Annotated in this window: 23 protein-coding genes; 9 read left to right on the forward strand and 14 right to left on the reverse strand. The window is 66.2% G+C overall.

Going from position 1 to position 23776, the window contains the following annotated elements; all coding sequences use genetic code 11:
- Positions 1-43: 43 nt before the first annotated feature.
- Together RIC54_RS17745 and RIC54_RS17750 are read left to right on the forward strand one after the other, a co-directional pair.
- A complete protein-coding gene (locus RIC54_RS17745) occupies positions 44-1078 on the forward strand; it encodes a Fe(3+) ABC transporter substrate-binding protein (RefSeq protein ID WP_350089639.1) in 1035 nt (344 codons plus the stop codon).
- Positions 1075-2790, forward strand: coding sequence for an ABC transporter permease (locus tag RIC54_RS17750; protein ID WP_350089642.1), 1716 nt, complete (start codon positions 1075-1077; stop codon positions 2788-2790). The genes RIC54_RS17745 and RIC54_RS17750 overlap by 4 nt, the downstream gene beginning before the upstream one ends.
- Positions 2791-2796: 6 nt before the next feature.
- Here RIC54_RS17750 and RIC54_RS17755 read toward each other — a convergent pair whose 3' ends face one another.
- Both RIC54_RS17755 and RIC54_RS17760 read right to left on the reverse strand, forming a co-directional pair.
- Entirely contained in the window at positions 2797-2982 is a 186-nt protein-coding gene (locus RIC54_RS17755; RefSeq protein ID WP_350089645.1) for a hypothetical protein, read from the reverse strand.
- Positions 2983-2997: 15 nt separating this feature from the next.
- Positions 2998-4368, reverse strand: a complete 1371-nt coding sequence (locus tag RIC54_RS17760; RefSeq protein ID WP_350089648.1) for an NAD(P)/FAD-dependent oxidoreductase — start codon at positions 4366-4368, stop codon at positions 2998-3000.
- A gap of 92 nt (positions 4369-4460) precedes the next feature.
- Between RIC54_RS17760 and RIC54_RS17765 the strand changes: the two genes are divergently transcribed.
- Positions 4461-5639 (forward strand): MFS transporter, encoded by a 1179-nt coding sequence (locus tag RIC54_RS17765; protein ID WP_350089651.1) that lies wholly within the window; start codon positions 4461-4463, stop codon positions 5637-5639.
- 19 nt (positions 5640-5658) lie between these two features.
- Here RIC54_RS17765 and RIC54_RS17770 read toward each other — a convergent pair whose 3' ends face one another.
- Together RIC54_RS17770 and dusA are read right to left on the reverse strand one after the other, a co-directional pair.
- Positions 5659-6195, reverse strand: a complete 537-nt coding sequence (locus RIC54_RS17770) for an inner membrane-spanning protein YciB (protein WP_350089654.1) — start codon at positions 6193-6195, stop codon at positions 5659-5661.
- 12 nt (positions 6196-6207) lie between these two features.
- Positions 6208-7212 carry a tRNA dihydrouridine(20/20a) synthase DusA gene (gene dusA, locus RIC54_RS17775; RefSeq protein ID WP_350089657.1) on the reverse strand — a complete coding sequence of 335 codons (1005 nt, stop codon included), beginning with the start codon at positions 7210-7212 and terminating at the stop codon, positions 6208-6210.
- Positions 7213-7391: 179 nt separating this feature from the next.
- Between dusA and RIC54_RS17780 the strand changes: the two genes are divergently transcribed.
- Positions 7392-8105 carry a cysteine hydrolase family protein gene (locus RIC54_RS17780; protein WP_350089660.1) on the forward strand — a complete coding sequence of 238 codons (714 nt, stop codon included), beginning with the start codon at positions 7392-7394 and terminating at the stop codon, positions 8103-8105.
- 22 nt (positions 8106-8127) lie between these two features.
- Here the strand turns inward: RIC54_RS17780 and RIC54_RS17785 are convergent, their stop codons facing one another.
- On the reverse strand, positions 8128-8580 hold the full coding sequence (locus tag RIC54_RS17785; protein ID WP_350089663.1) for a Ros/MucR family transcriptional regulator: 453 nt from the start codon (positions 8578-8580) through the stop codon (positions 8128-8130).
- 408 nt (positions 8581-8988) lie between these two features.
- On the opposite strand from RIC54_RS17785, the gene ade reads away from it, so the two are divergent.
- The 3 genes from ade to RIC54_RS17800 all read left to right on the forward strand — a co-directional run bounded on the left by ade (position 8989) and on the right by RIC54_RS17800 (position 13282).
- A complete protein-coding gene (gene ade, locus RIC54_RS17790; protein ID WP_350089666.1) occupies positions 8989-10701 on the forward strand; it encodes an adenine deaminase in 1713 nt (570 codons plus the stop codon).
- Positions 10702-10855: 154 nt separating this feature from the next.
- Positions 10856-12301 (forward strand): homospermidine synthase, encoded by a 1446-nt coding sequence (locus RIC54_RS17795; protein WP_350089669.1) that lies wholly within the window; start codon positions 10856-10858, stop codon positions 12299-12301.
- Between the two features lie 54 nt (positions 12302-12355).
- Positions 12356-13282: an aminotransferase class IV gene (locus RIC54_RS17800; RefSeq protein WP_350089672.1), complete on the forward strand. Its 927-nt coding sequence runs from the start codon at positions 12356-12358 to the stop codon at positions 13280-13282.
- 23 nt (positions 13283-13305) lie between these two features.
- Here RIC54_RS17800 and RIC54_RS17805 read toward each other — a convergent pair whose 3' ends face one another.
- On the reverse strand, positions 13306-13626 hold the full coding sequence (locus tag RIC54_RS17805) for a hypothetical protein (protein ID WP_350089676.1): 321 nt from the start codon (positions 13624-13626) through the stop codon (positions 13306-13308).
- Between the two features lie 216 nt (positions 13627-13842).
- On the opposite strand from RIC54_RS17805, the gene RIC54_RS17810 reads away from it, so the two are divergent.
- Positions 13843-15102 (forward strand): serine hydrolase domain-containing protein, encoded by a 1260-nt coding sequence (locus RIC54_RS17810; RefSeq protein WP_350089679.1) that lies wholly within the window; start codon positions 13843-13845, stop codon positions 15100-15102.
- Between the two features lie 15 nt (positions 15103-15117).
- Here the strand turns inward: RIC54_RS17810 and glk are convergent, their stop codons facing one another.
- From glk to RIC54_RS17825, 3 genes are read right to left on the reverse strand one after another with little or no spacing between them, the layout of a single operon-like run.
- Positions 15118-16077 (reverse strand): glucokinase, encoded by a 960-nt coding sequence (gene glk, locus RIC54_RS17815; protein ID WP_350089682.1) that lies wholly within the window; start codon positions 16075-16077, stop codon positions 15118-15120.
- Between the two features lie 11 nt (positions 16078-16088).
- Positions 16089-17459, reverse strand: a complete 1371-nt coding sequence (gene otsA, locus RIC54_RS17820) for an alpha,alpha-trehalose-phosphate synthase (UDP-forming) (RefSeq protein ID WP_350089685.1) — start codon at positions 17457-17459, stop codon at positions 16089-16091.
- Positions 17456-19252, reverse strand: coding sequence for a glycoside hydrolase family 15 protein (locus RIC54_RS17825; RefSeq protein WP_350089688.1), 1797 nt, complete (start codon positions 19250-19252; stop codon positions 17456-17458). The genes otsA and RIC54_RS17825 overlap by 4 nt, the downstream gene beginning before the upstream one ends.
- A 156-nt stretch (positions 19253-19408) precedes the next feature.
- Here RIC54_RS17825 and RIC54_RS17830 point away from each other — a divergent pair, with 156 nt between their 5' ends.
- Positions 19409-19960 (forward strand): histidine phosphatase family protein, encoded by a 552-nt coding sequence (locus RIC54_RS17830; RefSeq protein WP_350089691.1) that lies wholly within the window; start codon positions 19409-19411, stop codon positions 19958-19960.
- A 5-nt stretch (positions 19961-19965) separates the two neighbouring features.
- Here the strand turns inward: RIC54_RS17830 and RIC54_RS17835 are convergent, their stop codons facing one another.
- The 5 genes from RIC54_RS17835 to RIC54_RS17855 form a co-directional block, all read right to left on the reverse strand.
- Complete coding sequence (locus RIC54_RS17835; RefSeq protein ID WP_350089694.1) at positions 19966-20388, reverse strand: tetratricopeptide repeat protein; 423 nt, start codon at positions 20386-20388, stop codon at positions 19966-19968.
- An 11-nt stretch (positions 20389-20399) separates the two neighbouring features.
- Positions 20400-21287, reverse strand: a complete 888-nt coding sequence (locus RIC54_RS17840; RefSeq protein WP_350089697.1) for an S-methyl-5'-thioadenosine phosphorylase — start codon at positions 21285-21287, stop codon at positions 20400-20402.
- A gap of 118 nt (positions 21288-21405) precedes the next feature.
- Complete coding sequence (locus RIC54_RS17845) at positions 21406-21972, reverse strand: hypothetical protein (RefSeq protein WP_350089700.1); 567 nt, start codon at positions 21970-21972, stop codon at positions 21406-21408.
- Positions 21973-22102: 130 nt separating this feature from the next.
- Positions 22103-22867, reverse strand: coding sequence for a cytochrome c1 (locus RIC54_RS17850; protein ID WP_350151266.1), 765 nt, complete (start codon positions 22865-22867; stop codon positions 22103-22105).
- On the reverse strand, positions 22864-23776 hold a 913-nt coding region (locus RIC54_RS17855), incomplete at its 5' end, for a cytochrome b N-terminal domain-containing protein (protein ID WP_350151268.1). The genes RIC54_RS17855 and RIC54_RS17850, both read right to left, overlap by 4 nt.

Below are 23776 nucleotides of genomic sequence, written 5' to 3' on the forward strand. Positions count from 1 at the left end.
CAACACGCGCTGATGAAATTCATTCTCATTTGAGGGCAGCATCATGATCCGCACGCTGACTGGCGTCATGTTTGGAGCCGCGGTTGCCGCCGCCACCCTGGCCACCGGGACCGGCGTCGCTTCGGCCGCAGAAGAGGTCAACATCTACTCGCTGCGCCAGCCGTTCCTGATCGAGCCTCTGCTGAAGGCCTTCACCGAGAAGACCGGCATCAAGACCAATGTGGTATTCGCCAAGGAAGGCGTGGTCGAGCGCATGAAGGCCGAGGGCGCCAACAGCCCGGCCGACGTGATCCTGACAGTCGACATCGGCCGGCTGAACGACGCGGTCGAGGCCGGCGTGATCCAACCGGTGAAGAGCAAGACGCTGGAGGCCAACATCCCTGCGAGCTTCCGGGACCCCGAGGGCCGGTGGTTCGCGCTGACCCAGCGCGCCCGCTTGATTTACACCTCGAAGGAACGCGTGAAACCCGGCGAGATCACCTCCTACGAGGATCTGGCCGATCCGAAGTGGAAGGACCGAATCTGCACCCGCAGCGGCAAGCACGACTACAACGTCGCCCTACTGGCCGCCATGATCGCCCACCACGGAGAGGCGAAGGCTGAGGAGTGGCTGAAGGGTCTTAAGTCCAATCTCGCCACCAAGCCGAAGGGCGGTGACCGCGATCAGGTCAAGGCGGTGAAGCAGGGTGAGTGCGACGTCGCAATTGGCAACAGCTACTACTACGGTGCCATGCTTAGCAATCCGGAGCAGAAGCCCTGGGCCGATGCCGTCGACCTCGTGTTCCCGACCATCGGCGGGACCAAGGGCACGCACGTCAACGTCTCTGGTGTTGCGCTGACCAGATCCGCGCCGAACCGCGACAACGGGGTGAAGCTCATCGAGTTCCTCTCCAGCGACCAGGCCCAGGAGATCTACGCGGAAGCCAACAACGAGTACCCCGTGAACCCGACGGTGAAGTGGTCGCCGATGCTCGAGTCCTGGGGCCGCTTTACGCCGGACGACACCCAGCTCACGGCCATCGCAGAGCTGCGCAGTGCAGCAGTCAAGATGGTCGATCGGGTCGGCTACGACGGATGACCGTCGAGGCCGACGCCTTTCGGGGCACCGGACCGACCCTGGATGATGTTGCGGCGGTGCCTGGAAACGGGCGCCGCCGTTGGCATGTTGCGGCGATCGTCGTTGCCGGTCTGGTCGCCTTGCCGGTGCTGGCGATCACCTGGACGGCGATGTTCCCGACCGAGAACATCTGGCCGCATCTCGCGTCGACCGTTCTGCCCGGCTATGTTCTGACCACACTGATCCTGATGACCGGAGTCGGGCTCGGCACCTTCGTGATCGGGACCGGTACCGCCTGGCTCGTCGCGATGTGCCGGTTTCCCGGCAAGCGGCTGTTCGAGTGGGCGTTGCTTCTGCCGCTCGCCATGCCGGGCTATCTGATCGCCTATGTCTACACCGACTTGCTGGAGTTCGCCGGACCGGTTCAGGGCATCCTGCGCGACGTCTTCGGCTGGAGTACCAAGCGAGACTACTGGTTTCCCGAGATCCGCTCGCTCGGTGGGGCGATCGCGATGCTGACACTGGTGCTGTATCCCTATGTGTACGCGCTGGCCCGGGCGACCTTTCTCGAACAGTCGATCTGCGTGCTGGAGGTCAGCCGTACCCTGGGCCGCGGCACATGGCGCGCCTTGCGGGACGTGGCGCTGCCGTTGGCCCGCCCGGCGATCGCGGTCGGCGTGACCCTGGCACTGATGGAATGCCTGAACGACTTCGGCACGGTCGACTTCTTCGCCGTGCGCACCCTGACCGCCGGTGTGTTCGACGTCTGGCTGCGCATGGGCAATGCCGGCGGAGCAGCACAGATCGCTTTGGTCATGCTGGGCTTCGTCGTGCTGCTGATCTGGGCGGAACGGCGATCGCGCGCCCGCCAGCGCTTTCACCATACCTCGTCGAAGCTGCGGCCGATCGACGGCATCGCCCTGCGCGGCAGCCGGGCCTGGGTTGCGACCGTCGCCTGCACGCTGCCGATCGTGCTCGGTTTCGTCATACCGGTCACGATCCTGGCAGACTATGCGTTCACCAGCCCTTCGGCCGAGTGGTCAGCCGCGTTCTTCCGTCATGCGCGGAACAGCCTGGGGCTGTCCGCCTCAGCCGCACTCCTGGCGGTCGCGCTGGCGACGCTGCTGGCGTACGCCGCCCGGCAGGGCGCAAACCGGCTGGTCAAGGCGACGATCCGCCTGGCGTCGGTCGGATACGCAATCCCCGGCGCGGTGCTGGCGATCGGCGTGCTGCTTCCATTCGCAGCCTTCGACAATGCGGTCGACGCCTTCCTGCGCCAGACCGTCGGCGTGTCAAGCGGCCTGATCCTAAGCGGCACCATTGCCGCCCTGCTCTTCGCCTACACCGTCCGTTTCATGGCGGTCTCCCTCGGTTCGGTCGAAGCCGGGCTCGGGCGGGTGACGCCGAGCATGGAGATGGCGGCCCGCACCCTCGGTCACTCGCCGTCCGCCACATTGCGACGCCTGCATCTGCCGATGATCCGCGGCAGCGTGCTGACCGGGGGGCTGCTGGTGTTCGTCGACACGATGAAAGAGTTGCCGGCGACCCTGGTGTTGCGACCGTTCAACTTCGACACACTGGCAACCTTCGTCTACCAGTACGCCTCGGACGAGCGCTTGGCCGCCAGCGCCCCGGCCGCCTTGGCCATCGTCCTGTCAGGGATCATCCCTGTGCTGCTGCTGGCGCGCAGCGTCGGCACGTCGCGTCCAGGCACCCGGCGCACCGTGTCCTGACAGCCGTCAGCTCAAGCCGATCGACGCGCACAGCGTGATCCACAGTCCGGAAAGCTTGTTGGCGGCGACGCTGAACGGAAACAGCGCCACGCCGCCCGCCAGCATGAGAACGAACAACAACGCGACGATCACCTCGAACCGCCGGTCGCGCCTGTCCGTCTTGTGCCCGTCCACCGCCTGTCGCGCAGCCATGGCCGCGTCCTCCGCTCAATCGGCACCGGTATGGCGCAGTTCCTGCAGCCGGTCCCGTGTACCATACCATAGATAGGCTCCCGCCAGCGCCAGACGACGCATCGCCGCCATCGGGAACCGCGCCGGCAAACCGCGCAGCACGGCGGGGACCGGGGCCGCAGCCGAACCAAGCGCGATCGCGTCCGCCACCGTCTTGCCGGCCATCGGCGCCGCCGCCACGCCGGCAGCGTGATATCCGAACGCATAGTGGACGCTTGGGTCATCGTTCACCGCGCCGATCGACGGTGCGCGCTTGCGGGTCATCGCCACCAGCCCGCGCCAGCGGTAGTCGACCTCGATGCCGGCCCAACTGGGGAACAGTTCGCCAAGCCGGCGGTGCATCCACGCCTGCATCCGGTCCGCGGCCGCCGTGGTTCCCGCCGTGTCGCCGCGCGCGCCGAACAGCAGTCGCCGGTCAGGCAGCAGACGGTAGTAGAACAGCAGGGTGCGGGCGTTCACGATCGCCGTCTCGGTGTTCCAGGATTCGGCCGCCAGTTCCGCATCGCCAAGCGGACGGGTGACCAGGATGTTGGAGATCGCCGGCAGGACCCGCGCATCCAGGCCCCGATGCAGCCCGTCCGGCGTCCAGCCGTTGGCGGCGACCACGACGCGACGCGCCCGCACCGATGCTCCGTTCGCGGCAACGAGACGATGATCGCTGCCGTCCCGGTCCCAGCGCACGACCGGGCTGTGCGCGTAAACACGCACACCACGTCGGCGCGCCGCGCCCAGGAGACCCAAGGCGTAGGCCATAGGGTGCAGAGCAAAGCCGACGCCGACATGCACCCCGCCGAACTGCTCGGTCCCGCCGTGCCCGACTTCCGCGAACGCCGCGCGGTCGAGGATCCGTGTCGGCACACCGGTCAGCGCTGTCAGATGGCCCGCCTCCTCCACCAGGCCGGCCAGACGGCTCGGATGATCGGCCACCTCCAGATTGCCATCTCCCTGGGCGCAAACGTCGAACCCTTCGTCAGCCGGCAGTGTGCGAGCGAGGTCGCACCCGGCAATCGCCCAGCGATAGAACGCCGCCGTCTCGTCCCGGCCCCAGCGTCGGACCATCTCCGGGATCGACGCCTTGGCCGGCGGGATACAGACCAGCCCGCCGTTGCGACCGGACGCCCCCCAGGCCGGCACGCCCGCATCCAGAACCACCGCCTCGATGCCGTGATCGCGCGCCAAGTGCAGGGCGGTCGACAACCCGGTGTAGCCGCCACCGATGACCGCCACATCGGCAGCCTCGTCCTGAACCAGCGAGGGCACCGTCGGCCGCTCCGCCGTCGCCTCCCAATAGGACGGCTCGACCCGGTCGTAGCGGTACAGCGAGGCATCGAACACCCGTTCCGTCATTTCGCTGTCACTTCCCTGATGCGCACCGCCGCCGACTCGGCCAGTGTGCGAGCGCTCGGCCCGGTCGGCCAGCGAAAGAGGACGGCACGGTCATGACTGTATTCCCGGCGGGCCTGGACCCCAGCGCGATCCGTTTGGCGTTGTTCTACACGGCCTACTTCGCGGTGACCGGATTCCTGCTGCCATATTGGCCGGCCTGGCTGGAGTCCCGGGGCCTGGACCCGGTGACCATTGGCGCTGTGTTGTCCGTTGGCTTCTGGATCAAGCTGGTGGCGCACCCTGGCATGGCGGCGGTCGCCGATGCGACCGGCGCGCTGCGCGGGCTGACCATCGCGCTGGCGGCAGCATCGTTCGTGGTTTTCGCCGGCTTCGGGCTGGCCGATACGCCCTGGCACTACCTTGCGCTGGCCGCCCTGGTCGGCATCACCTTCCAGTCGATCATGCCACTCGGCGAGGCGCTGGCGCTCGCCGAGATCAAGGCGCGCAAGCTCGACTACGGCCGCATCCGGATCTGGGGGTCGGTCTCGTTCATGGCGATGGCGGCACTCGGCGGCTGGGCGATCGACCATTTCCAGGCCCCGGTGATCCTTCCCCTGGTGCTGGTGACGCTGGTCGGCCTGATCGTCGCCGGCATCGCCTTGCCGAAGCGGCGCGTCGAAACCCGGCGCCCCTGGTCCTGGTCCGCCGCCGCCCGGCTCGCTCTTGATCGGCGTTTCCTGATTTTCGTCATTGCGGCCGGCGCCGCCCAGGCCAGTCACAGCGTATTCTACGGGTTCGGCACCATCGCGTGGCGGCGGATCGGGTTCGACGACACCGTCATCGGCCTGCTGTGGACCCTCGGGGTGGTCGCCGAGATCGTGCTGTTCTGGCTGGCCGCCCGGCTCGGCCGTTTCGGCAGCGCCACGTTCCTGCTGGCGGCGGCCGGCGTCGGTGCGGTGGTGCGGTGGCCGCTGACGGCGATCGCCGACACGGTGGCGATGGCAGCGGTACTGCAGTTGCTGCACGCCCTTACCTTTGGCGCCGCCCATCTGGGTGCCATGCGCTACCTGCAGGACAACGCGCCGCCCGGCCTGGAGGCCACTGCCCAGGCGCTGTACTACGCGCTGGTAACCGGCGTGCTGATGGGCCTGTCAATGCCGTTCGCCGGCGTTCTCTACCAGCGGATCGGCATGGACGCCTACCACGCGATGGGAGTTCTCGGCCTGATCGGCCTAGCGGCGACCGCGGTGCTCGCCCGCATCGCCCCGCTCCCAACCGACCGGACCACCTGACCTCCGCCGTCTGTGCCGCTCAGCTGCCGCCGCGCACCCGGCGCATCAACGGTGCGGCGCCCAGCGACGCAACAATCGCGATACCGGTCAGACCGAACGCCTTGAAGGTCACCCAGCCATCGGTCGAAAGGGAGCGCCACGCGATCTCGTTGGCGACGGCCATCACGACGAAGATGCCCATCCAGTACAGCGTCAGGTTACGCCAGCCGCGGTCATCCAGGTCCAGCATCGAACCGAGCGCCATTTTCAGCAGGCTCCGGCCGAACAACAGACCGATACCGAGGGCTGCCGCCGACAGCAGGCTCGCCACCGTCGGCTTGATCTTCAGGAAGAACGTATCGTCGAAGAACAAGGTCAGGCCGCCAAAGATCGAGACCAGGACCGCACCAAACACCGGCAGCCAAGGAACCCGCCGCTCGCGCAGCATCGCCCAGGCCACCGCCAGAACCGTGGCGACGACCAGCACCACGGTTGCCGGCATGATCCCGAAGGCCATGTTGCTGACGAAGAACAGAACCAGCGGCCCGTATTCGGTCAGTGCACGCGTACCCGACACAGTTGTTTCCTCTCAGGCCGCAGCGCGGCGTTCCGGGGCCACTCGCTTGGCCGCCTCGATCAGGATGTCCGGCCCAGCGTCCGGATTCGGCATGGTCTCCGACAGGTACCGGCGCCAGGCGCGCGCACCTGGCAATCCCTGAAACAGGCCAAGCATGTGGCGGGCGACCGACTTTACCGGCGTCCCAAGATCGCGACGGGCACGCCCGGCATACTCCGCCATCGCCTCAACCACCGCGTGACGGTCGATATCCGTCGGCGGCGCAGCGAAGATCTGCCAGTCGACGTCGGCCAGCACCCATGGCGTCTGGTAGGCAGCCCGACCGACCATTCCGCCGTCCAGGCCGCGCGCCAACGCCGCCTGCACCGCGTTGAGGCAGAGCAAGCCGCCGTTGAGCACGATCGTCATACCCGGGTTCGCTGCCTTCAGGGCGTCCACTCGGTCATAGTCGAGCGGTGGGACGTCTCGGTTTTCCTTCGGCGACAGCCCCTGCAGCCACGCCTTGCGGGCGTGAACGATCAGGGTGCGGCATCCCGCCGTCGCGACCGCCGCGGTCAAAGCGTCAAGCGCTGGACCCGGATCCTGGTCGTCCACGCCGATCCGGCATTTCACGGTGACCGGAATCGATACCGCAGCCCGCATCGCTTCGACCATACGCCCGACCAGCGCCGGCTCGCGCATCAGGCACGCACCGAAACGGCCCGACTGCACGCGGTCGGATGGGCAGCCAACGTTGATGTTGACCTCGTCGTAGCCGAAGTCTTCGGCAATCCGCGCGGCCTCGGCCATCGCCGACGGTTCGGAACCGCCAAGTTGCAGCGCCACCGGGTGCTCGTCGGTTGAGAACCCGATCACGCGACCACGATCCCCGAAACGCACGGCGTCGGCCGTCACCATCTCGGTGTACAGCAGGGCATGCCGCGTCAGATGGCGGTGGAACGCCCGGCAATGCCGGTCGGTCCAATCCATCATCGGTGCGACGGACAAGGTATGTGGCGGGCGGATCATGCCGATCATGTACGACGTACCAACCGATTCGAAAAGGCCGGAGCCGGGCAAATAAAGCGGCAGAGCCGGAAGTCATCCAGCCAACCAGACTTGGCAGCCCGTCGCTCCTGCGGGAGGATGAGGCATCCAGATATGGTCTGCCGCACGTTGGCGGGCAGACTCCATTCCTCCGTCGACCGAGCAATCAAATGCCAGCCGTTTCCTGCAACGCCGGACTTACCTTTGAGATCATTCCGCAAACGACAGCGTTGCTGGCGATCGACCTGCAGCGTGACTTTCTCGATGCCGATGGCTTCATCGGTTCCCAGGGCGATGACATCACCATCATGCGTGCGATCATTCCGAACGCCGTCGCCCTGATCAACGCGGCGCGCTCCGCGGGCATCCCTGTGATTCACACTCGGGAAGGATACGCCCCGGACCTCAGCGACATGCACGCGATGAAGCGGGAGCGTGGTGTCGCCGGACGATCCGGACCGCTTGGCCGGTTCCTGATTCGCAGTGAAGCCGGACATGCGCACATCGCCGAATGCCGTCCCGCGGCCGGCGAACTCATCGTCGACAAGCCCGGCTTCGGCAGCTTCTACAGGACCGATCTGGAGCAGACCCTGAACGACCGCGGAATTGACCGATTGATCCTGTTTGGCGTGACGACGCAATGCTGCGTCTCGTCCACCCTGCGCGAGGCGGTGGACCGCGGGCTGAGATGCCTGACCGTCGAGGACGCCTGTGCTGCCACGACGCCTGAACTGCACAACGCGGCCATCCAGATGATCTACGGTGAGAACAATCTGTTCGGATGGGTCAGTGACACTGCGCGTGTCCTGGCGGCCATCCCCCTTCGACCAAGCGGAGCCAGTCCGACAAGGGGCGCCGCGCCTGAGCCGCGGGCGCCCCTCTAGGACTGCAAAATCGATCGTGGTCTCAGGCAGACTTCTTGCGACGACCGGCCGGCTTGGCCGAGACCCGGCCAAGGCCGATCTTCTTGGCGAACTCCGAGCGCTGCTTGGCATAGTTCGGCGCAACCATCGGATAGTTGGCCGGCAGACCCCACTTCGCGCGGTACTCCTCGGGTGTCAGATCATAGGTGGTCCGCAGGTGCCGCTTCAGCATCTTCAACTGCTTGCCGTCTTCCAGGCAGACAATGTAGTCCGGCGTGATCGACTTCTTGATCGGCACCGCCGGCTTCAACGGCTCGGCCTCAGGCTCACCGCCACCGGACGACAAGTTGCGAAGCGCGTCGTGCACAGTACCGATCACTTCGGAAATCTGCGCCGCCGACACGCTGTTATTCCCCAGGTACGCGGCAACCACCTCGGTTGTCATGCGCAAAAGGTCGGAAGACCCCATATTCTCTCGTGACGTTTCGTCGGTCATTTCCATGTCCTAAGTTTACGGTGTCATTCGACCCCCATGGGTCAAAATTGGCCGTCGACCTTCAACTGTCAAGAAACTTTCAATACTCCACAGTACAAATCTGCATGTATGACGCATAGACAGCGAAAGAATTGATGACCACTGGCATCATGTGTTCATCCGTTCCGCGAGATATCGCGACTCAATCAACCGCACCGAGACTGCTGGATCAAAGGAGCGACGAAACACCGCAGGCAAATTCTTCGTGGAATAACGGGCGCATACCTGAGTCAGCCGCCCTGCGGGGCCGGAACTATCGAAGTCCATCACGCAATACCCCACCATTTGGCCCGTGGGACACAGGCGGATAGAATGCCAACCAGCACTGCATTGTCAGTGGAACGACTACGACCTTGAGGACAAACGAAAATGGTCGCGAGAACCGTCGCCGAACTTGCACGGGCGATCGACCAGGGGCGCGGAGTCGCCGCCGCCGAACTGGTCCTCAAGGGCGGTCGGGTCTTCGATCTGGTAACCGGTGACTTGTTTGTCACCGACGTCGCGATCTGCGGTGACCGGATCGTCGGAACCGGCGGCGACTATCGCGGCATCCGAGAGATCGACGCACGTGGCAAGACGATCGTACCGGGGTTTATCGATACGCATCTGCATATCGAATCGTCGCTGCTGACCCCACACGCGTTCGACCGCTGCGTGCTCGGTCATGGCGTCACTACAGTGATCTGCGACCCGCACGAGATCTCCAACGTGCTGGGTATCGACGGGGTCCGCTATTTCCTGGAGTCGGCACAGGAAACGGTAATGGACGTCCGGGTGCAGTTGTCCAGCTGTGTGCCCGCGACCCACCTGGAGACCTCCGGCGCACGGCTGGAGGCGAGTGATCTGACACCGTACATGGACCACGCCAAGGTCATCGGCCTTGCAGAGTTCATGAACTTCCCCGGCGTCCTGGCTAAGGACCCCCTCTGTCTCGCCAAGCTCGAGGCCTTCTCGGAACGGCACATCGATGGACACGCACCGCTGCTGCGCGGCCTCGACCTGAACGGCTATCTGGCCGCCGGAATTCGTACCGACCATGAGATCACCACCGCCGACGAAGCGCTGGAAAAGCTGCGCAAGGGCATGCACGTTCTGATCCGCGAAGGCTCGGTCTCCAAGGACCTGCACGCGCTGATCTCGATCATCACCGAGCGCCATTCACCGTTCATCGCGCTGTGCACCGACGACCGCAACCCGCTGGACATCGCCGAGGAGGGCCATCTCGACTACATGATCCGCACCGCTGTTGCCGCCGGCGTCGCGCCGCTGGCCGTCTACCGCGCGGCAAGCATCTCCGGAGCCCGCGCTTTCGGTCTGTCCGACCGCGGCCTGGTGGCTCCGGGCTGGCGGGCCGATCTGGCGATCCTGGATGATCTGGACGACTGCCGGGTCTCAAGCGTGATCTCCGCCGGCCGGCTGGTCGACGACACGCTGTTCGCCACCCGCAAGGCGGTAAAAGTGGTCGGTCGGCACAGCGTCAAGGCGCGCCCGGTCGCAGCGATGGACTTCGCCGCCCGCGGCTCGGGCCCGTCGACACCGGTGATCGGTGTCGTCCCGGGCAAGATCATTACCGAATACCGGACCTTCGCCCTGCCCTACCGCGACGGCACCCGGCGTGTCGACACCGGGCAGGACGTGATCAAGGTCGCGGTGGTCGAACGTCACGGCGTCAACGGCAATATCGGAATCGGGTTCGTGAACGGCTTCGGGCTGAAGCGAGGCGCCATCGCCTCGACGGTCGGACACGACAGCCACAACATCTGTGTTGTCGGTGCCGACGACTCCGACATGGCGGTGGCGGTCAACCGACTGGGCGAGATCGAAGGCGGTTTCGTAGTCGCCGTCAACGGCAAGGTGATGGCCGAAATCGCCCTGCCGGTTGCCGGGTTGATGAGCCTGATGGGCCACGAGGACGTGCGCGACGCCCTGATCCCGCTGCGCCAGGCGGCAAGGGCGCTCGGCACCACGCTGGCCGAGCCGTTCCTGCAGGTCGCCTTCCTGCCGCTGCCGGTGATCCCGCACCTGAAGATCACCGACAAGGGACTGGTTGACGTCGATCGGTTCCAACTGATCGACGCCTGACCGATCGGTCGTCGTCGAAACGCTTGCGTTGAGCGCCAAGGCGTATCATTGACGGCGCTTCGATGATGCCGGGGAGACCCGACCGTCGACCGATGTCCCGCAATCACACGAAGCCACGGCGCTGCAGGAGCGCCGGCCGCGCAGGAGATCTTCCATGACCGCTTCGTCCGCGACCGAATGGCCCGTGCACGGAACCATCGACGGCCCGATCGTGATGATCGGCTTCGGCTCGATCGGCAAGGGTACCCTGCCGCTGATCGAACGGCATTTCAGCTTCGACCGCGAGCGGTTCGTGGTCATCGACCCGAATGACGCCGATCGGGGCATCCTGGACAGCAGCGGCATCCGTTTCGTGCATCAGGCGGTCACTCGCGACAATTACCGCGAACTGCTGACCCCGTTGCTGACCGCCGGTGCCGGCCAGGGCTTCTGCGTGAACCTGTCGGTCGATACCTCTTCGCTCGACCTCATCAAGCTGTGTCGCGAGCTGGGTGTCCTGTACATCGACACGGTGGTCGAGCCGTGGCTCGGCTTCTACTTCGACGAGAACGCCGGTCCGGCGGACCGTTCGAACTATGCACTGCGCGAGACCGTGCGCACCGAGAAGCTGTCGAATCCCGGCGGCACCACCGCGGTCTCGTGCTGCGGCGCCAACCCCGGCATGGTGTCGTGGTTCGTGAAGCAGGCACTGCTCGATATCGCCCGCGACACCGGCGCCGATACCGCAGTACCGACCGACCGCGACGGCTGGGGCCGACTGATGCAGTCCCTGGGTGTGAAGGGGGTCCACATTGCCGAGCGCGACACCCAGCGCGCCAAGCTGCCGAAGCCGATGGACGTGTTCTGGAACACCTGGTCGGTCGAGGGCTTCCTGTCTGAGGGCTTCCAACCGTCCGAGCTCGGCTTCGGGACCCACGAGCGCTGGATGCCGGAGAACGCCCGTCGGCACGAGACCGGCTGCCAGTCGGCGATCTACCTGCTGCAGCCTGGCGCCAACACCCGGGTCCGGACCTGGTGTCCGACCCCGGGAGCGCAGTACGGCTTCCTCGTCACGCATAACGAATCAATCTCGATCGCCGACTATTTCACCCTTGGTGCCGCTGACGCGCCGGAGTACCGGCCGACTTGCCATTACGCCTATCACCCCTGCAACGACGCGGTCCTGTCGCTGCACGAGCTGTTCGGCAAGGCCGGCAAGCACCAGCCGACGCTCCATGTGCTGGAGGAGGACGAGATCGTCGACGGTATCGATGAACTGGGCGTTCTGCTCTACGGCCACTCAAAGAACGCCTACTGGTACGGCTCGCAGCTCTCCATCGAGGAGGCCCGCGAGTTGGCCCCGCAGCAGAATGCCACCGGGCTTCAGGTCACCTCCGCCGTTCTCGCCGGCATGGTGTGGGCCCTGGAGAACCGCGAGGCCGGTATCGTCGAAGCCGACGAGATGGACTTCACGCGATGCCTGGAGGTGCAGCGTCCCTATCTTGGTCCGGTAAAGGGCTACTACACCGACTGGACCCCGCTGACCGACCGGCCGGGCCTGTTCCCGGAGGACATGGACAGCTCCGATCCCTGGCAGTTCCGCAACGTCCTGGTTCGCTGAGGCTGCGACGTTCGGCTAGGGTTGCCGATCACACCCCGCAACCCGAGGCCCGCCATGCCGACCACGCCGAACAGCCCGTCGACCCACGACGCCGAGGCTGACCCGCGCAACGACGACCTGCAGCTCTATGTGAACGGCAGGATCGTGCACCGCAGCTTGGCGACGGTGTCGGTCTATGACGCCGGATTCATGCTCGGCGACGGCGTCTGGGAGGGGTTGCGCCTGTACAACGGCAAGTGGGCGTTCGTCGACGACCACCTGGACCGGCTGTTCGAGGCGGCCAAGGCAATCGACCTGGACATCGCGATGACCCGAGCCGAGGTGCTGGCGGCGCTGGACGCCACCGCCGCCGCCAACGGAATGCGCGACAACGCCCATGCCCGGCTGATGGTAACCCGCGGGGTGAAGGCGAAGCCGTTCCAGGACCCGCGGTTGTCCAGGTGCGGACCGACGGTCGTGATCATCCTGGAACATTCGGCACCCAGCGCCGGCACGGCCGAACGAGGCCTGCGTCTGCATACGGTGCCGATCGTCCGCGGTCTACCGATCACGCAGGACCCGAAGCTGAACTCGCACTCCAAGCTGAACTGCATCCTGGCCGGCATCCATGCGCTGAAGGCCGGTGCCGACGAAGCGCTGATGCTCGACCCGCACGGCTTCGTCAACACCACCAACTCCTGCAACTTCTTCATCGTACGCAAGGGCGCGGTGTGGACCTCGACCGGCGACTACTGCATGAACGGCATCACCCGCCAGAAGGTGATCGACGTCTGCCGGGACGAGGAGATCGCTGTGTTTGAGCGAAACTTCTCACTGGTCGACACCTACGGCGCCGACGAGTCGTTCGTCACCGGGACCTTCGGCGGCCAGACCCCGGTGGTCGAGATCGACGGCCGGACCATCGGCGACGGCAGGCCAGGACCGACGACGAAGCGGATCCAGGGCCTGTACAAGGCCCTGGTGGCGAAGGACACCGCGTAGATTGGACGCCTGGTCGCTGAGGGTCAGCGGCGCCCAACCCGGTTGACCGGACCGCCGCGGTTCGCCGGCGTGCCGACACCTGGAGCCACCCCGACACCTGGAGCCACCCCGACACCAGGTGCACCAACGCCCGGGACGACCGCAGCGGCTGGAACGCCAACGTGGGGCGCCGCCACAACCGGGGCGGCAACGTGTGGCGCAGGCCGCAGCACGACCCCATGGCGCACCGTGCAGCCGGCCGGCACGCCGACATGGGTGCAGTAGACGATCGCCTGGGCAGGCACCGCCACTGCCATTGAGGAAGCCAGTCCCAAGGCACCGAGAATCAGCTTTGCCGGAGTCATCGCACGTTCCTGTCGTGGTGGATTGATGTCGATATGAAAGCCCCTGTGCTGGGCTTCGCAAGCGAGTTTCGATCGAACATCATGAAGATTGGCTTAAGGACGCCCGCATCATCCTCCGGGCCGCACGTCACCCTCGCCCGACCCGCACTCGCCCCGGCAGCCGATCCGCGCTAGGAGTTAGCGCCGTTGTCTTGTCCACTCGCCCAGGGTTCCGCCATGACGTCCCTCGCCGCCCATTCCTCGCTTGCTCCGTTCGCCGACCGCACTGCCGATCCGGCGGCGCTCGGCTTCGCGCCGGACCGGCTGGCGCGGATCGCGACCTGGATGCGGCGCTACGTCGACGACGGCAAGGTGCCGTACCTCACCGCCCTGGTCGCCCGCTATGGCGAAATCGCCTACCTCGACGCCTGCGGCAGCGGCGACCCGGACAATGGCGCACCCACCCCTGCGGTCGACCACATCGCGCGCTACTACTCCATGACCAAGCCGATTACCACGGTGGCGGCGATGATGCTTCTGGAGCGGGCGCTGATCCAGTTGGACGACCCAGTGGCCAAGTACATTCCGGAGTTCGCCGACACCCCGGTCTACGTTTCGGGCCCGTACGGCGACATGGTGACCGAGAAGCAGAACAGCCCGGTCACAGTGCGGCAGTTGATGACCCACACCTCGGGGCTGACCTACGGCCGGTTCGACTCCGGGCCGATCGGCGAGGCTTACCGCAAGGCCGGTGTCGATTTCGGCCGCAGTCGGGACAACCTGGCCGACATGGCACGCAAGGCGGCGTCGGTGCCGCTGTGCTTCCAGCCCGGAACCAAGTGGACCTACTCGGTCGCGACCGACGTGCTCGGCAGGGTGGTCGAGGTGGCCGCCGGCAAGCCGCTGGCCGAGGTGTTCCAGGACTGGATCCTCGGCCCGCTCGGCATGGTCGACACCGCCTTCGGAATTCCCCATGACAAGGCCGCGCGCGCGACCGCCTGCTACGAGAAGACCGAGGCCGGCGGGATGAAGCGGATCTCCGATGCTGCCGACGCCCGGTTCTTCGACATGCCGGTCATGCATTCCGGCGGCGGCGGGCTGGTCTCGACCATCCCCGACTACCTGCGGTTCCTGGAAATGCTGCGCCGGGGCGGCGAGTTTGACGGCGCCCGGCTGCTCGGTCGAAAGACCGTCGACCTGATGATGATGAACCACCTGCCGGGCGACATCGCGTCGATGGGCGCCGCTACATTCTCGGAGATGCCGATGGTCGGCATCGGGTTCGGCCTGGGCGGGTCGATCCTGCTGGACCCGGCGCGCGCGCAGGTGTTGGGCAGTGTCGGCGAGTTCGCTTGGGGCGGGGTTGCCAGCACCGGCTTCTGGATCGACCGCACCGAGGAGATCTCGGTGGTCATGGTCACCCAGCTGGTACCGTCGTCGTCCTGGCCGATGCGCCGCGAGTTGCGCAACCTGGTCTATCAGGCCCTGGTCGACTGACGGTCCGGCGCAGGGTTACTCGACCGCCAGGGCGCTGAGGCCGAGCAGGCCCGGTTGCGGATGGCTGACGATGGCGGTCGGGATGCGGCGCAGGTAGACGCTGGACCGGCCTTTCGCCTCGAAGCGGGCACGGAACCGGTCCTGATCGAACAGGTCGCCGAGGTAGTGCGGCATGCCGCCGGCCAGGTAGACCCCGCCAGTGGCTCCGAAGGTCAGCGCGAGGTCTCCCGCTACCGTTGCCAGCAGGTCGATGAACATGCCGACCGCCCGGCGCGCCCGCGCCTCACCGGCATGGGCCGCCGCCAGCACTGCCTCCGGCTCGCGGTCGGCTCTCGGCGGTTCGCCCTCGACGATCGCGACCGCCGCATCCAGCGCCGGCAGCCCGATTCCGGACAGGACCCGTTCGGCCGACACGTGATCCACCCGTCGGCGCAGCACCGCCAGCACCGCGCCCTCGGCATCGCTCATCGCCGGCAGGGTGACGTGCCCGCCCTCGCCCGGTACCGCCAGCCAGCCGTCGGTGCCGTGCGGTACGAGCCCGGCCACGCCGAGCCCGGTGCCGGGACCGATCGCCACCATCGCGCCGCGTGGATCGGGCGCCCACCCCCCGACAGCCGTAAGGGCATCGTCGTCGAGCAGCGGCAGGCAGCGCGCGACTGCTGCGAAATCATTGACCAGCCGCACCTTTTCCAGTGCGAAGGCCCCGGCAACGGCCGCCCCGTCGATGTCCCAGTCGGCGTTGGTCAACCGGGACCGGTTCGCGATCACCGGACCAGCCACCGCCAGCACCGCGCCACGCGGCGGGCGGGACGGGTCGGCGTGCTTCAGGTAGTCGGCGATTGCCTGCTCGACGCCGTCGAAATCGCCGGTGCGCACGATCTCGATCGACTGGAGCTGACCGACACCGGCCGAGAGTGCAAAGCGGGTGTGGGTGCCGCCGATGTCGGCCAGCAAGGACGGTCCCGAATCGTCCATCGCGTCTCTCCTCAACGGCTGCGGAGTGCCCGCAGAAAGTTCCGCCGCCAGGCTCCCAGATCGTTGGTGCGCAGGACCGACATCATCGAAGCCCAGCGCGACCGCCGCTCCTCGATCGTCATGGACAACGCGCGCTGCAACCCCTCCGCCACGTACTCGGTGTCGTATGGGTTGACCGTCACCGCACCGTCCAACTCGGCGGCCGCTCCGGCAAACTGCGACAGTACCAGCACACCCGGATCCTCGGGATCCTGGCACGCAACATATTCCTTGGCGACCAGGTTCATGCCGTCGCGCAACGGTGTGACAAAGCCGACCCGGGCGGTGCGGAAGAACCCGGTCAACTGCTCGCGCTGGAACGATTTGTTGAGATACCGCAGCGGCACCCAGTCGAACTCGGCAAACCGGCCGTTGATGTGCCCGGCCTTGCCTTCCAGGACCTCACGGATCTCGCGGTAGCTCTGCACGTCGGAGCGCGACGGTGGGGCGATCTGCATGAAGGTCACGTGACCGCGCAGGCTGGGCGCGGTCTCCAGCAGGGTCTCGTAGGCATCGAACCGACGGTCCAACCCCTTGGAATAGTCCAGCCGGTCGACACCGACGATCAGGTCCTTGCCGGTCAGCGAGCGCAGCAGCCGCTTGGTCTGCCGGGCATCGGCCGACGCCGCCGCCTGCTCCGCCAGCCGGTCGGGATAGATGCCGATCGGGAACGCACAAGCCCGCGACTTCTCGCCATACGCCTCGAATCGCCCGCCGCGCCCCACGGTCCCGCCCGCGACCTTGCGGATGTAGGACAGGAAGTTCTCCACGTCGTTCTCGGTCTGGAAGCCGATCAGATCGTAGGCGCACATCGACTGCACCAGGAACGCGTGATCGGAGCAGGTGGTCAGCAAATCCGGCGGCGGAAATGGGATATGCAGGAAGAAACCGATGCGGTTCCTGTGGCCCATCATCCGCAGGTCACGGCCCAACGGGATCAGATGGTAGTCATGGACCCAGACCAGATCGTCGGGCTGCAGCATCGGCGCCAACCGTCCGGCGAACTCCTCGTTCACCCGGCGGTACCCGACGACGTAGCGGCGGTGGTAGTCGACCAGTTCCATGCGGTAGTGGAACAACGGCCAGAGCGTCGCGTTGGCGTAACCCTTGTAGAACGCATCGTAGTCGCGCCGCGCCAGCGGCATCGTGGCGTACGTGATCTTGCCCTTGGTCTCGGTCTTCACCTTGCTGGATCCGCTGGCATAGGTCTCGCCCGACCAGCCGAACCACACCCCGCCGATCTCCGACAGGGCATCGTGCACCGCCACCGCCAGACCACCGGACGATTGCTTGCCTTCCTGAATCGGGGCGACCCGGTTCGACACCACCACCAGACGGCTCAAACCACGTCCTCCCACGGCCGCGACAGACGCATGGCGCACTTGATCAACCCGACCATCGAGTAGGTCTGAGGGAAGTTGCCCCACAGCTCACCGGTCACCGGGTCGACGTCCTCGGACAGCAGGCCCAGGCTGTTCCGGCATGCCAGTACCTCGGCAAACATCTGTCGCGCCTCGTCCTTGCGCCCGACCGCGGCCAGCGCCTCGATGAACCAGAATGTGCAGACCGTAAAGGCGACCTCCGGCGTTCCGAAATCGTCAGGCGCGTCGTAGCGGAACACATGATTGCCACGCTTCAGCCCTTTCTCGATCGCCTCGACGGTCCCGACGTAGCGCGGGTCGTCGCCCGCCAGGAACCCAAGCTCGTGGATCAGCAGCAAACTGGCGTCCAGATCCCGCCCGCCGAAGGTCGCGGAGAATCCGCCCAGTTCGTCGCTCCACGCCTCGTTGCAGATCCGCGCATGCATCGTCTCGGCGTGCGCGAGCCAGTCCGCCGCCTCGTCGTCCAGGCCAAGCGCTGTCGCGATCCGTGCCAACCGATCGGCCGCAGCCCAGCACATCAACGCCGAGAACGTGTGAACCGACGCTCGGGTGCGCAACTCCCAGATGCCGGCGTCCGGCACGTCGAACCGTTCCACCGCGACCCGGCCGAGGCGCGTTAGCTGGCGATACAACGCTTCGTCGCCCATGCGCGTCAGGCGGGTGTCGAAAAAACTCTGGGTGACGGCCAGGATCACCGATCCGAAGACATCATGCTGGACCTGCTGGTAGGCCTGATTGCCGACCCGCACCGGCCCCATGCCGCGGTATCCCGGCAGGGTATCGACGATACGTTCCTCGATCCTATCGTCCAGCGTGATCGAGTACAGCGGCTGCAGCACCGCGCCCTCGGCGGTCTTGGCCACGATGTTCTGTATGTAGCGCAGGTAGTGTTCCAGCGTTCGGGTCGCCGACAGCCGGTTCAAGGTGTGCACGACGAAGTAGGCGTCGCGCAGCCAGCAATAGCGATAGTCCCAGTTGCGCTGGCTGTGCGGCGCCTCGGGGATCGATGTGGTCATCGCGGCAATCACCGCGCCGGTCTCCTCGAAGGTGCACAGCTTGAGGGTGATGGCGGAGCGGATGACCTCGGCCTGCCATTCGAACGGAATGTTCAGCGATCGGGTCCAGTCGCGCCAGTACCGCACCGTGTCGTCGAAGAACACGCGCGCGGTTTCGGGAATCGAGTCGGTCAGGCTCTCGTCGGCCCCCAGCAGCATCGACACCGGGGCGTCCAGCAGGAACCAGGTCTGGTCCAGGATGTAGGACGGCACCGCGTCGGTCGTGAGCCGCACGGTCTGCGACGGCCCGACCCAGCGGATATGGTTGGAACCGCGGGTTACCTGCGGATCGACGGCGCCCCAACCGAAGGACGGTGAAACCCGGATCCGGATACGCGGCAGGCCTGCGACCGGGCGGACGTGCCGGACGATGGTGGTCGGCCGGAACATCCGGTCGTGGCGCTTAAAGCGCGGCGCGAAATCGGTGATCTCGATCGCGGCTCCATCGTCGGCGGTGATCCGTGTGACCAGGACCGGCGTGTTCGGAACGTAGCGCTGCTCGGCCTTGACAGCGCCGCCCAGCTCAATGGCGAACGACCCGCCGGCCGCAGCCTCCCCATCTGCATCGCCGCGCAGCAACGCATCGAAGACCGGTTCGCCGTCGAAACGGGGCAGGCAGCACCAAACGATACGTGCGTACGGGTCGACGAGAGCGCCGAAACAGCAATTGCCGATCAGTCCGAGGTCGAGGGTGCTCACAAGCCTGATTGCTCCGTTCGGAAGGACATCGTGCAACGGTAGGGGTGCTGGTCTGGCCGGTCAAACGCCTGCCCCGAGGAACCGCCAGACGGAGCGTCCGGTTCCGGCGTTCACCGCGGCGTTGCGTCGCGCCGTTGGCTGGTATAGGTCCCCGAAATGCGCGTCCTACACCTCGTCAAGCACGCTCCGGTTACGGTCGATTTCGGGGTGCCATCCCAAGAGTGGCGGCTGGCACCGGACGCTCCAGCGCGGATCAACAGTTTCGCCGAACGCTTTCGAAACTGTGGATTGCACCGGGTAGTCGCCAGTACGGAGACCAAGGCGACCGCTACGGGCCGGATCATGGCTGAGCGCCTCGATCTGCCACTGGAGATCCGGGACGGCCTGGAAGAACACCACCGCCTGGTGGCGCAGCAGACCCGCGGTGCGGAGGCGTTCGCCGCCAACGTCCGCCGGTTCTTCGCACAACCGGATGAAGTGGTCTTCGGGGCCGAGAGCGCCAGCGCCGCGCGGGTCCGCTTCCGCTCGGCCGTCGAGACAATCATGGGAGAGACCGCCGACGACGAGCTGATCGTCTCGCACGGCACGGTCATGACGCTGCTGATCGCCGAAGGCGGCAACGGCGAGCCGATGGATATCTGGTCGTCGCTGCGACTGCCGGATCACGTGGCGCTGGACTGGCCGAGCCTGAAGCGCATCGACCGCTGACACGATCAGCCTCCGGCCCGGGCCAGGGCCTCCATGGCGCCGGAATGGCCCGGCTCGATGTACAGGCACTGCTGCCAGCAGACGACCGCCTGGTCGGGTTCTCCCAGTTCCTGGAACGCGGCTCCAAGGCCGTACCAACTCTCCGCATCGTGCGGGTCGACGTAGATTGCCCGGCGCAGCGCGTCGGTCGCCTCGTGCCACCAGCCGCCGCGAGCGCATACCTTGGCCATGTGGAACAGGTAGGTCCGCTCCGCCGGCTCCAGCACGATCGCGCGGCCGATCAGTTCCGCCGCTTCGGTCGCCCGACCGTTCTCCAGCGCCAGCACGGATCTGACGTTGAGCGTGCGGGCGTCGTGCGGCCGGTCGGCCGTGACCTTCTTGTACAGGCCCTCCAGACCACCGATCCCGCCGCGTCCCCGTCCGCGCACCGCGTCCGCCCCTATCCGCCGAGAACCCGGCCGGCGATCGCGTCGAGGCGCGCCACCACCTCGGGATCGCGAGCCTCGGCATGGGTGATCATGGCATGGTCCAGCGCCCGGTCGCCGCCCTGCTCGTCGATCATCGGACGGCGACGCAGCTTCGGTGCCGCCGCCTTGATCAACGCACGCGCCTTGTCGGCGTTCGACAGCAGGACACGGACCACCACCTCCACCGTCACGTGATCGTGGTCCGGGTGCCAGCAATCGTAGTCGGTGACCATGGCCACGGTCGCATAGGGGATCTCCGCCTCGCGGGCCAGCTTCGCCTCGGGCATGTTGGTCATGCCGATCACGTCGCAGCCCCACGAACGGTACAGGTTCGACTCCGCCAGGGTCGAGAACTGCGGGCCTTCCATCGTCATGTAGGTGCCGCCCCGGCTGTGCGGTAGGTCGAGTTCCGTGCAGGCTTCGTCGAGTGCGTCGACCAGACGCGTGCTGACCGGGTGCGCCATCGAGACATGGGCGACGCACCCCTTGCTGAAGAAGCTCTTCTCGCGCGCAAACGTCCGGTCGATGAACTGGTCGACCAGGACGAAATGCCCGGGTGCGTATTCGTGCTTGAGGGAGCCGACGGCGGAGACCGAGATGATGTCGGTCACGCCGGCGCGCTTCATCGCGTCGATGTTGGCTCGGTAGTTGATGTCGGTCGGACTGAAGCGGTGGCCGCGGCCGTGGCGCGGCAGAAACACCAGCGGCTGGCCATCGAGTTCGCCGAACAGCAACTGGTCCGAGGGCTCGCCGAACGACGACGGCACGGTCTCCCAGCGGGTGTTTTCCAGCCCGTCGATCTGGTACACGCCGCTGCCGCCGATCACGCCGAGCAGAGCTTCCCGCGTTTCATTCGCCATCGTCCCGGTCTCTCCACTGTCCGCCCGATACCCGCAGCATCACCTATAGCGCGGGGCGACACGGCAGCGAAAGGGCGAGAGACCGATCCGGAGGCAAACGCCGAGGTTCGCCGTCAGGTCAGAGTGCCGGCGTCAGATCGATGTGGCGAATGCGGATGGCCTGGACCACCCGGTTCCGCAGCGTGCGGTTGATCATGACCGTCAGGGCCTCTTCGGCACGGGTCCGGTCCGGTCGGTGGGCAGCACGCGGCCCCAGCATGGCCAGCGCTTCAGCCGCGGCGTGCGCTATCTCGTCGGCTCGGTCGTGGACCACCGGGGCGAGGGCTCGCCGGGCCAGGACGGAGATCTGCGCCTCGACCCGCCAACGATCGACACTGAGGCGCTTGCCGTGAAACCCGACGATCGGCCGATCGAAGTCGATCTGAACGACGGTCCGCTCATCGGATTCGAGGTGCCGGAGGAACGCATAGACGAGCAGTCCGCCGACAATGACGACACACGCGGCACCGACAATCGAGCGGCCGTACTCGGGCGAGTGCGAACCGGATCCAAGCTTGATGATCGATACCGCCTCGACAGCGGCCCAGCCAATCCCGAACGCCAGGATCAGGCTGCCAAGCGCCAGCAGGGAAGCGCTGGCGAACCACGCGGTACGGGTGGTCACGGGAGTTACGACATGGGGCATCGGGAGCACCGCCTTCAAGCGTTAACCAAATTGGCAACGCCGGTCGGGGAGCCCGGTTCCCGGAGGCCGGAATCGAAAGGGGCCGGAGGAATTCCCCCGGCCCCGTTTGAACGTCCAGCCCGCGCCCGCGTCAGTGCACGTTGGCCCAGATCTTCCGCTTGGTCGCGTAGAGCAGGCCGGTAAAGACCAGCAGGAACAGGATCACCATCACCCCGGTCCGCTTGCTCTGCTCGAGGTTGGGTTCCGACGCCCAGGCCAGGAAGGTGGTAACGTCCCGGGCCTGCTGGGCGATCGTCGCCGGCGTGTTGTCGCCATAGGTCACGCCGTCCGGAAACAACGGCTGCGGCATGGCGATCTGCTGTCCGGCGAAGCCCGTATTGTAGTACATGCCGTCGGGGATCTTCATGTCCGCCGGCGCGTCCTTGTAGCCCGTCAACAGCGCGTACATGTAGTCGGCGCCGCCGACCCGTGCATCGACCATCAACGACAGGTCCGGCGGCAGCGCACCACCGTTGGACGCACGTGCCGCCTCGTCGTTTGCGAACGGGCTGACGAACCGATCCGACGGCTTGGCCGGACGGTTGAACATCTCGCCTGAGTCGTTCGGGCCGTCGCTGACTTCCTTCTCAGCCGCGATCGCCTTGATCTCGTCTTCGTTGTAGCCGAGATCAGCGAGGTTCCGGTAGGCGACAAACTTCAGCCCGTGACAACTCGCGCAGACGTTCTGGTAGACCTGGAAGCCACGCTGCAGCGAAGCACGGTCGAAGGTTCCGAACACACCGCCGAACGTCCAGTCCTGCTTCGGTATCTCGACTTCCCCAGCAGCCAGCGCCGGACCAGCCAGGGCGGAAGCGACCAGTGCGGTCGCCGCCAGCGTCTTGATACGCGCGATCATCGGACGTTCTCCCGTGGCGCCGTGGCAGCACCGGCCAAGCCGGCCCCCCCGCCGAGCACCGGCTCACTGATCGATTTTGGCAACTGCCGCGGAGTCTCGAAGATCGAGAGCAGCGGCAGGACGAGCAGGAAGTGAATGAAATAGTACGCTGTGGCGAACCGCGAACCGATGACGTACCAGCCCTCGGCCGGCTTGCCGCCGAAGTAGGTCAGCGCCACCACGTCGACCACCAGGATCCAGAAGAAGATCTTGAACATCGGCCGGAACTGGCCGCTGCGCACCGGAGACCGGTCCAGCCACGGCAGGATGAACAGAACGGCGATCGAGCCGAACATGAACAGCACGCCGCCCAGCTTGTCGGGGATCGAACGCAGGATCGCGTAGAACGGCAGGAAGTACCATTCCGGCACGATATGCTCCGGCGTGACCAGCGGGTTGGCCGGGATGTAGTTGTCCGGGTGGCCGAGGAAGTTCGGCGCGAAAAAGACCGCCGCGCTGAACACGATCAGAAACACACCCAGGCCGAACGCGTCCTTCACCGTGTAGTACGGGTGGAACGGGATCTGGTCCTTGGCGCTCTTGATGTCGACGCCCAGCGGGTTGTTCGAGCCGAAGCGGTGCAGCGCCACCAGATGAAGAACAACCACGCCGATGATCACGAACGGCAGCAGGTAGTGCAGCGAGAAGAACCGGTTCAGCGTCGGGTTGTCTACAGCGAAGCCGCCCCACAGCCAGGTCACGATGCTTTCGCCGACCACCGGGATCGCCGAGAACAGGTTGGTGATGACGGTGGCGCCCCAGAAGCTCATCTGGCCCCACGGCAGCACGTAGCCCATGAAGGCGGTCGGCATCATGAGCAACATGATGACCACACCCAGCATCCACAGCAGCTCACGCGGCGCCTTGTAG

It is taken from the genome of Thalassobaculum sp. (assembly GCF_040219215.1).
In the GTDB taxonomy this organism is placed as follows: domain Bacteria; phylum Pseudomonadota; class Alphaproteobacteria; order Thalassobaculales; family Thalassobaculaceae; genus Thalassobaculum_A.

Bases quoted from the DNA above. Each gene is read 5' to 3' on its own strand.
- RIC54_RS17745 (WP_350089639.1), top strand. From the start codon at position 44: ATGATCCGCACGCTGACTGGCGTCATGTTTGGAGCCGCGGTTGCCGCC.
- glk (WP_350089682.1), bottom strand. From the start codon at position 16,077: ATGGACGATTCGGGACCGTCCTTGCTGGCCGACATCGGCGGCACCCAC.
- RIC54_RS17805 (WP_350089676.1), bottom strand. From the start codon at position 13,626: ATGACTCCGGCAAAGCTGATTCTCGGTGCCTTGGGACTGGCTTCCTCA.
- RIC54_RS17810 (WP_350089679.1), top strand. From the start codon at position 13,843: ATGACGTCCCTCGCCGCCCATTCCTCGCTTGCTCCGTTCGCCGACCGC.
- RIC54_RS17755 (WP_350089645.1), bottom strand. From the start codon at position 2,982: ATGGCTGCGCGACAGGCGGTGGACGGGCACAAGACGGACAGGCGCGAC.
- RIC54_RS17850 (WP_350151266.1), bottom strand. From the start codon at position 22,867: ATGATCGCGCGTATCAAGACGCTGGCGGCGACCGCACTGGTCGCTTCC.
- dusA (WP_350089657.1), bottom strand. From the start codon at position 7,212: ATGATCGGCATGATCCGCCCGCCACATACCTTGTCCGTCGCACCGATG.
- RIC54_RS17785 (WP_350089663.1), bottom strand. From the start codon at position 8,580: ATGACCGACGAAACGTCACGAGAGAATATGGGGTCTTCCGACCTTTTG.
- ade (WP_350089666.1), top strand. From the start codon at position 8,989: ATGGTCGCGAGAACCGTCGCCGAACTTGCACGGGCGATCGACCAGGGG.
- RIC54_RS17780 (WP_350089660.1), top strand. From the start codon at position 7,392: ATGCCAGCCGTTTCCTGCAACGCCGGACTTACCTTTGAGATCATTCCG.
- RIC54_RS17840 (WP_350089697.1), bottom strand. From the start codon at position 21,287: ATGGCGAATGAAACGCGGGAAGCTCTGCTCGGCGTGATCGGCGGCAGC.
- RIC54_RS17750 (WP_350089642.1), top strand. From the start codon at position 1,075: ATGACCGTCGAGGCCGACGCCTTTCGGGGCACCGGACCGACCCTGGAT.
- RIC54_RS17795 (WP_350089669.1), top strand. From the start codon at position 10,856: ATGACCGCTTCGTCCGCGACCGAATGGCCCGTGCACGGAACCATCGAC.
- RIC54_RS17765 (WP_350089651.1), top strand. From the start codon at position 4,461: ATGACTGTATTCCCGGCGGGCCTGGACCCCAGCGCGATCCGTTTGGCG.
- RIC54_RS17760 (WP_350089648.1), bottom strand. From the start codon at position 4,368: ATGACGGAACGGGTGTTCGATGCCTCGCTGTACCGCTACGACCGGGTC.
- RIC54_RS17830 (WP_350089691.1), top strand. From the start codon at position 19,409: ATGCGCGTCCTACACCTCGTCAAGCACGCTCCGGTTACGGTCGATTTC.
- RIC54_RS17800 (WP_350089672.1), top strand. From the start codon at position 12,356: ATGCCGACCACGCCGAACAGCCCGTCGACCCACGACGCCGAGGCTGAC.
- RIC54_RS17845 (WP_350089700.1), bottom strand. From the start codon at position 21,972: ATGCCCCATGTCGTAACTCCCGTGACCACCCGTACCGCGTGGTTCGCC.